Origin of the sequence: Nonomuraea sp. NPDC049655, from assembly GCF_044465465.1 — a bacterium.
Lineage (GTDB): Bacteria > Actinomycetota > Actinomycetes > Streptosporangiales > Streptosporangiaceae > Nonomuraea.
This window is the reverse complement of sequence record NZ_JBITLS010000020.1, coordinates 144,433-150,834: the sequence shown is the minus strand read 5'-3', so window position 1 is coordinate 150,834 and position 6,402 is coordinate 144,433. Positions and strand designations below refer to the sequence as shown.

At 72.3% G+C, this 6,402-nt stretch carries 7 protein-coding genes; 5 read left to right on the top strand and 2 right to left on the bottom strand.

Features of this window, described 5'->3' with window-relative positions:
- Positions 1-174: 174 nt before the first annotated feature.
- Positions 175-369: a hypothetical protein gene (locus ACIBQ6_RS46530; protein ID WP_397219076.1), complete on the bottom strand. Its 195-nt coding sequence runs from the start codon at positions 367-369 to the stop codon at positions 175-177.
- A gap of 433 nt (positions 370-802) precedes the next feature.
- Between ACIBQ6_RS46530 and ACIBQ6_RS46525 the strand changes: the two genes are divergently transcribed.
- From ACIBQ6_RS46525 to ACIBQ6_RS46505, 5 genes are read left to right on the top strand one after another with little or no spacing between them, the layout of a single operon-like run.
- Complete coding sequence (locus tag ACIBQ6_RS46525) at positions 803-1,822, top strand: ABC transporter substrate-binding protein (protein WP_358292465.1); 1,020 nt, start codon at positions 803-805, stop codon at positions 1,820-1,822.
- Positions 1,819-2,655: an ABC transporter ATP-binding protein gene (locus tag ACIBQ6_RS46520; protein ID WP_397219075.1), complete on the top strand. Its 837-nt coding sequence runs from the start codon at positions 1,819-1,821 to the stop codon at positions 2,653-2,655. The genes ACIBQ6_RS46525 and ACIBQ6_RS46520 overlap by 4 nt, the downstream gene beginning before the upstream one ends.
- On the top strand, positions 2,648-3,649 hold the full coding sequence (locus tag ACIBQ6_RS46515; protein WP_397219074.1) for an ABC transporter permease: 1,002 nt from the start codon (positions 2,648-2,650) through the stop codon (positions 3,647-3,649). The genes ACIBQ6_RS46520 and ACIBQ6_RS46515 overlap by 8 nt, the downstream gene beginning before the upstream one ends.
- Complete coding sequence (locus ACIBQ6_RS46510; protein ID WP_364336797.1) at positions 3,646-4,977, top strand: LLM class flavin-dependent oxidoreductase; 1,332 nt, start codon at positions 3,646-3,648, stop codon at positions 4,975-4,977. The genes ACIBQ6_RS46515 and ACIBQ6_RS46510 overlap by 4 nt, the downstream gene beginning before the upstream one ends.
- Complete coding sequence (locus ACIBQ6_RS46505) at positions 4,974-5,501, top strand: NAD(P)H-dependent oxidoreductase (protein WP_358292473.1); 528 nt, start codon at positions 4,974-4,976, stop codon at positions 5,499-5,501. Before ACIBQ6_RS46510 ends, ACIBQ6_RS46505 begins: the two co-directional genes overlap by 4 nt.
- A gap of 65 nt (positions 5,502-5,566) precedes the next feature.
- Here the strand turns inward: ACIBQ6_RS46505 and ACIBQ6_RS46500 are convergent, their stop codons facing one another.
- A complete protein-coding gene (locus tag ACIBQ6_RS46500; RefSeq protein ID WP_358292475.1) occupies positions 5,567-6,361 on the bottom strand; it encodes an SDR family oxidoreductase in 795 nt (264 codons plus the stop codon).
- Positions 6,362-6,402: the final 41 nt, after the last annotated feature.

Here is a 6,402-nt window from a genome sequence, read left to right as displayed (position 1 = left end):
TGTGGTGGGGGGGGGCGGGGGGGGCGGGCGGCGGGCGGGGGGGGGGGGGGGGGGGGGGGGGGGGGGGGGGGGCGCCCGGGGGGGGGGGGGGCCGGGGGCGCGCGGCGGGGGGGGGGGGGGGCCCCCGGCCCCCCCCCCCGCCGCCGCGCCCTTACGGGCGGACCGGTGCCGTGATCACCGGCCGCCGGAGCGGCGCGGCGCGGGCGTGCTGTCGTCGAACGCGGCGAACACCTCGTCCTCCGGCGCCGATTCGAGCAGTTCGAGCAGCTCCATGGCGATGACGGAGTTGCCGAGTTCCGCCGGCCGCGCGGGTGCGAGCACGGACAGGTCGACGAGGTCCTGGTGGTGGGTGACGATCCGCGGTGCCATGGCTGCTCCTTCATCGGCTCCGGCCTGCCCGTGGCGTTCCTGGTGCGAGGCGAAGTGCTCGACAGGCAGGTCTCACATTGACGGACTTTCGCCGGCCCGCCAATGCCCTTCCGGCCCACCGCCGTGCCGAACGGGTGATCCGGCGTGCCGTAAGGCCGGGCAGCGCCTCGCTGACCAGGCCCGTCACGCCCGCCGTGCCCTCTGCGGAAAAGGCATTCCCATCCGGCATGTCTTAGCTATTCATGTAAAGCCAGTAGGAAATGTTGACTTAGCGTCCGGGGTTCCGTAGCTTCGTACGCATGAGCCAGGGCCTCTACCTGACCCGGCGCCCGCACGTGGACCACGGCCACGTCGCCAGCGCGCAGTGTCGCTGATCACGCACCTCCGGCAGACCTCCCTACCCCCTGCGCAGTTCTCCCCAGAGGAACTCATCGTGATCAACATCAGACGTGCACTCCTCGCCGTGCTGCTCGCCACCGTGACCGTCGGCTGCGGCGCGGCCGAGGGCTCGGCGAAACCCGGCGAACCGGAGGTGAAGGAGCTCCGCTACCAGGGCAGCGCGGGCAACGTCACCTTCCCCGAACTGGCCGCGGAGCTCGGCTACCTCGGCGACGTCAAGCTCAAGTGGGTGGGCAACACCACCTCGGGGCCGCAGGACATCCAGTCCGCGGCCACCGGCCAGACCGACTTCGGCGGCGCCTTCGACGGCGCCGTCATCAAGCTCAAGGCGGCCAAGGCCCCGATCAAGGCGGTGATCGGCTACTACGGCTCGGACGAGAAGTCGTTCAACGGCTACTACGTCAAGGACGACAGCCCCATCAGGACCGCCCGCGACCTCATCGGCAAGAAGATCGGCGTCAACACCCTCGGCGCCCACCACGAGGCCGTCATCAAGGAGTACCTCAAGCGTCAGGGGCTGACCCCGGCCGAGATCGAGCAGGTCCAGCTCGTGGTCATCCCGCCGGTCAACACCGAGCAGGCGCTGCGGCAGGGGCAGCTCGACGTCGGCACGCTCGGCGGCGTGCTCAAGGACAAGGCGCTCGAACGCGGCGGGCTGCGTCCGCTGTTCACCGACGTCGAGCTGTTCGGGCCGTTCACGGCCGGGTCCGTCGTGCTGCGCGAGGACTTCATCGCCAGGAACCCCGGCACCGTCAGGACCTTCGTGGCCGGCTTCGCCAAGGCCATCGCCTGGGCGCAGACCCACCCGCGCGAGGAGGTCGTCGCCAAGTTCCAGCAGATCATCGCCAAGCGCGGGCGCAACGAGAGCACCGACGTCGTGAAGCTCTGGAAGAGCACCGGCATAGCGGGCAAGGGCGGCGTCATCGACAGCCGGGAGTTCCAGCGGTGGATCGACTGGCTCCAGCGCGAGGGCGAGATCCGTCCTGGCCAGGTCAAGGCCACCGACCTCTACACCAACGAGTTCAACCCCTACGCGAACGGGAGCGGCTCATGACCGCCACGATCAGCGAGACCGGCGTCCAGACCAAGATCGGCATCCGGAACGTCTCCAAGGAGTTCACGGTCAGGGACGCGGGCGAGCCGTTCACCGCCCTGTCCGGGATCGAGCTGGACGTCCGCGAAGGGGAGTTCCTCACGCTCGTCGGGCCGAGCGGCTGCGGCAAGTCCACCCTCCTCGACCTGATCGCGGGCCTCACCGAGCCGACGTCGGGCCAGATCGTGGTCAACGGCGCGCCCGTCACCGGGCCCGGCCTCGACCGGGGGATCGTCTTCCAGCAGTACGCGCTGTTCCCCTGGCGGACCGCGCTGGCCAACGTGGCCTTCGGGCTGGAGGCCAAGGGCGTGCCCAGGGCCGAGCGTACGGAACGGGCGCGGCGGCACCTGGAACTGGTCGGACTGTCCGGCTTCGAGGACCGCTACCCGCACGAACTGTCGGGCGGCATGCGCCAGCGCGTCGCCATCGCCCGCAGCCTGGCCTTCGATCCCGACGTCCTGCTGATGGACGAGCCGTTCGCCGCGCTCGACGCGCAGACCCGCGAGTCGCTCCAGGAGGAGCTGCTGCGCATCTGGCAGCACACCCGCAAGACCGTCGTGTTCATCACGCACGGCATCGACGAGGCCGTCTACCTGGGGCAACGCGTCGCCGTGATGACCTCCAGGCCGGGCCGGATCAAGGAGATCATCGAGGTGGACTTCGACTCGCGCGAGGGCGACCTGCGGGCCGACCCGCGCTTCGGCGAGTACCGGCACCACGTGTGGGGGCGGCTGCGCGACGAGGTCGCCGCGGCGCAGGTGCAGGAGCGGAAGGCGGCGATCCGGCATGACTGACGCCCGCACCGACGAACGGACGCGTCCCGAGGGCGACGTCCACTGGTACGACATCCCCGACGACGACCCCGACCCCGCCACCCGGGACGAGCCCGCCACCCGGGACGAGCCCGCCGCTGTCCTGTCCACCGCTGTCCGGCCCACCGAGGGGGAGGACCGGAAGGCGGCGTCGGGCGGGACGAGCAGGAAGACGGCCTCGACCGGAACGAGCCGGAAGGCGGCGACGTGGCGGCGGGCGGGCGGGCCGGCGCGGCGGGCGGTGCGGAACTCGGCCGCGATCCTGCTGCTCCTGGCCGCCTGGGAGGTGCTGCCCCGCCTCGGCGTGGTGGACCCCGTGTTCGTGCCCCCGCTGTCGGAGAGCCTGGCCGCCGGCGCGGACCTGCTGCTATCGGGCCGGCTCCCGGAGCACCTGGGGGCGTCGCTGGCGCGCTCGCTGTCCGGGTTCGGGCTGGCGATCGTGCTGGCCATCCCGCTCGGGCTGCTGATCGGCTGGTACAAGCCCGTCGCCGACTTCCTCACCCCGCTGCTGGAGGTGTTCCGCAACACCTCGGCGGTCGCGCTGCTGCCGGTCTTCACGCTCATCCTCGGCATCGGCGAGACGACGAAGGTGGCGTTCGTCCTGTACGCCTGCTCCTGGCCCATCCTGCTCAACACCGTCAGCGGCGTGAAGACCGTCGAACCCCTGCTGATCAAGTCGGCCCGGTCGATGGGCCTCGGCCCGGTGCGGCTGTTCCAGAAGGTGATCCTGCCGGCCGCCGTGCCCACCATCTTCACGGGGGTGCGCCTGGCGGGCGCGTACTCGATCCTCGTGCTGCTGTTCGCCGAGATGGTCGGCGCCAAGGCCGGGCTCGGTTACCTCATCCTCGACGCCCAGTCCAGCTTCCGCATCCCCGACATGTACGCCGGCATCATCACGATCTCCGTGGTCGGCCTGCTGTTCAACCTGCTCCTGATCGGCGTCGAGCGCCGCTTCTCCACCTGGAGGACCACGTGACGAGAAAGCTCCACCTGAACGCCTTCCTCATGGGCGTCGGCCATCACGAGGCCGCCTGGCGGCACCCCCGCACCGAGCCGAGCCGCCTGACCGACGTCCGCCACTACCAGGAGCTGGCCAGGATCGCCGAGCGCGGCAAGCTCGACTCGCTCTTCCTCGCCGACGGCGTGGCGCTGCAGGGCGACGTCCGGCACAACGCGCTCGGCGGGCTGGAGCCGCTCACGCTGCTGGCCGCGCTGGCCTCGGTGACCGACCACATCGGCCTGATCGCGACCGTCTCCACGACGTACAACGAGCCCTTCCACGTGGCGCGCAAGTTCGCCTCCCTCGACCACATCAGCGGCGGCCGGGCCGGCTGGAACATCGTCACCTCCGCCAGCGAGGCCGAGGCGCTCAACTTCGGCGTCGAACGCCCCACGCACGCCGCCCGCTACGCCAGGGCGGACGAGTTCCTGGAGGTGGCAGGCAAGCTCTGGGACAGCTGGGAGGACGACGCCATCCTGGGCGACCGCACCGGCGGCCGCTACGCCGACACCGGCAAGATCCATCCCGTCGAGCACATCGGCCGCCACTTCGCCGTCCGGGGGCCGTTGAACACCTCCCGTTCCCCGCAGGGCCGTCCGTTGCTGGTGCAGGCCGGGTCGTCGGAGGACGGCAAGGAGTTCGCCGCCCGGCACGCCGAGGCCGTCTTCACCGCCCAGCAGACCCTGGAGGAGGGCCAGGAGTTCTACAGCGACCTCAAACGACGGGTGGCCGCCCACGGCAGGCAGCCCGGCGACGTGCTCGTCCTGCCCGGCATCTCGCCGATCATCGGCTCGACCGAACGGGAGGCGCTGCACCTGGAGAAGGAGCTCGAAGACCTGATCATCCCCGCCTACGGCCTGGCCCAGCTCTCCCACCTGACCGGCATCGAGCTGTCCGAGGACGACCTCGACCGGCCGCTCCCGGACGTGGCCGTCGAGACCGAGGGCGCGCAGAGCCGTCGCAAGCTCGTCATCGATCTGGCCAGGCGGGAACGCCTGACGGTCAGGCAGCTGCTCAACCGGCTGGCCGGCGGCCGCGGCCACCGCGTGGTCGCCGGGACGCCCGAGCAGATCGCCGACCAGCTCCAGGAGTGGTTCTTCACCGGGGCCGCCGACGGCTTCAACATCATGCCGCCGCTGCTCCCGTCGGGACTGTCCGACTTCGTGGACCACGTCGTGCCGGAGTTGCAGGTCAGGGGCCTGTTCCGGTACGAGTACGAGGGCCGTACCCTTCGCGACAACTACGGCCTGACCCGGCCCGTCTCCCGGTACGCCGCCGGGCTGGCGGCGGCGGTGGCCGGATGAGCGTCGTCGCGCTGGTCGGCAACCCCCGCGAGGGCTCCAGGACGCGGACCGTGGCCGTGGCGGCCGCCGAGGCCGTCGCACGGCGGCTCGGCCTGCCGGGCGCGCACGACGTGATCGACCTGTCGGCGCTCGGGCCGCACCTGCTCGCCCCCGGGCCCGCGCCCGGCGTGGAGGTGGCGCTGGAGCTGGTCGCCGAGGCGCGGGTGCTGGTGGTGGCCAGCCCCACCTACAAGGGCACGTACACCGGGCTGCTGAAGGCGTTCCTCGACCGGTTGCGGCCGGAGGCGCTGGCCGGGGTGGTGGCGTTGCCGCTGCTGGTCATGGGCGATCCGAAGCACGCGCTGGCGGTCGAGGTGCACCTGCGTCCGCTGCTGGTGGAGCTCGGCGCGACCGTGCCGACACCGGGGCTCGCGGTGCTGGAGTCGCAGGTGCCCGTGCTGGAGGAACTGCTGGGCCGCTGGACGGAGCGGCTTGCGCCGCAGGTGGCCGCGGCCCTGGCCGTCGGCCATCCGGCCACCGCCTGAAGGACGGCAGGTCACCGCCTGCGGGCGGGGGTGCCGCGTGGGAGCGGGCGGGCGGGGGTGCGGGGTCAACGCCAGTCGCCGGACTGGAGCGCCCCCGCCGCCTGCGGTCCCATCGTGACCAGGCCGCCGTCCACGAACACGGACGACCCGGTCATGTACGAGGCGGCCGGCGAGGCCAGGAAGGCGATGACCGCGGCGACCTCCCGGGCGTCGCCCGGCCGCGGGATCGGGTACCCCGGACGGCTCCCGGCCCGCGGCGGCCGGTCCTCCTGCCCGGTCATCGGGGTGGCGATCTCGCCGGGCGCGACCGTGTTGACCGTGATGCCGTGCGCGGCCAGCTCCAGCGCCAGCACCCGGCTGAGCAGCTTCAACCCGCCCTTGGCCGCGCAGTACGGCCCCGCCCCCACCCTCGGGTACTCCTCGTGCACGCTGGTGACGTTCACGATCCGGCCGCCGCGCCCCTCGGCGACCATCCGCCGGGCCGCCCGCTGCGCGCACAGGAACGGCCCGTCGAGGTCCACCGACAGCACCGAACGCCAGCGCTCGTAGTCCATGTCGAGCAGCGGCTCCGACGACCCGGTGCCGGCGTTGTTGACCAGCACGCCGAGCCCGCCCAGATCCCCGGCCAGCTCGTCGACGACGTGCGCGGCGCGGACCGGGTCGGTCAGGTCGTGGCGCCGCACGGCCGCCGCCTTGCCCGCGTCCCGTACCAGCGCGGCGGTCTCCCGTGCGCCGTCCTCGTCCTCGTGGTAGGTGATCCCCACGTCGAACCCGTGCTCGGCCAGCAGCACGGCGGTGGCCCTGCCGATACCGGAGTCGGCGCCCGTGACAACGGCGACCCGGTCGTAGGTGTCGGTCATGCCCTCCCCCTGCCCACCTCCGGTCCCCTGACGCGCCCGCC

Excerpts from the sequence above, each read along its gene's own strand:
- ACIBQ6_RS46530 (WP_397219076.1), bottom strand. The coding sequence starts at position 369 with ATGGCACCGCGGATCGTCACCCACCACCAGGACCTCGTCGACCTGTCC.
- ACIBQ6_RS46520 (WP_397219075.1), top strand. The coding sequence starts at position 1,819 with ATGACCGCCACGATCAGCGAGACCGGCGTCCAGACCAAGATCGGCATC.
- ACIBQ6_RS46515 (WP_397219074.1), top strand. The coding sequence starts at position 2,648 with ATGACTGACGCCCGCACCGACGAACGGACGCGTCCCGAGGGCGACGTC.
- ACIBQ6_RS46505 (WP_358292473.1), top strand. The coding sequence starts at position 4,974 with ATGAGCGTCGTCGCGCTGGTCGGCAACCCCCGCGAGGGCTCCAGGACG.
- ACIBQ6_RS46500 (WP_358292475.1), bottom strand. The coding sequence starts at position 6,361 with ATGACCGACACCTACGACCGGGTCGCCGTTGTCACGGGCGCCGACTCC.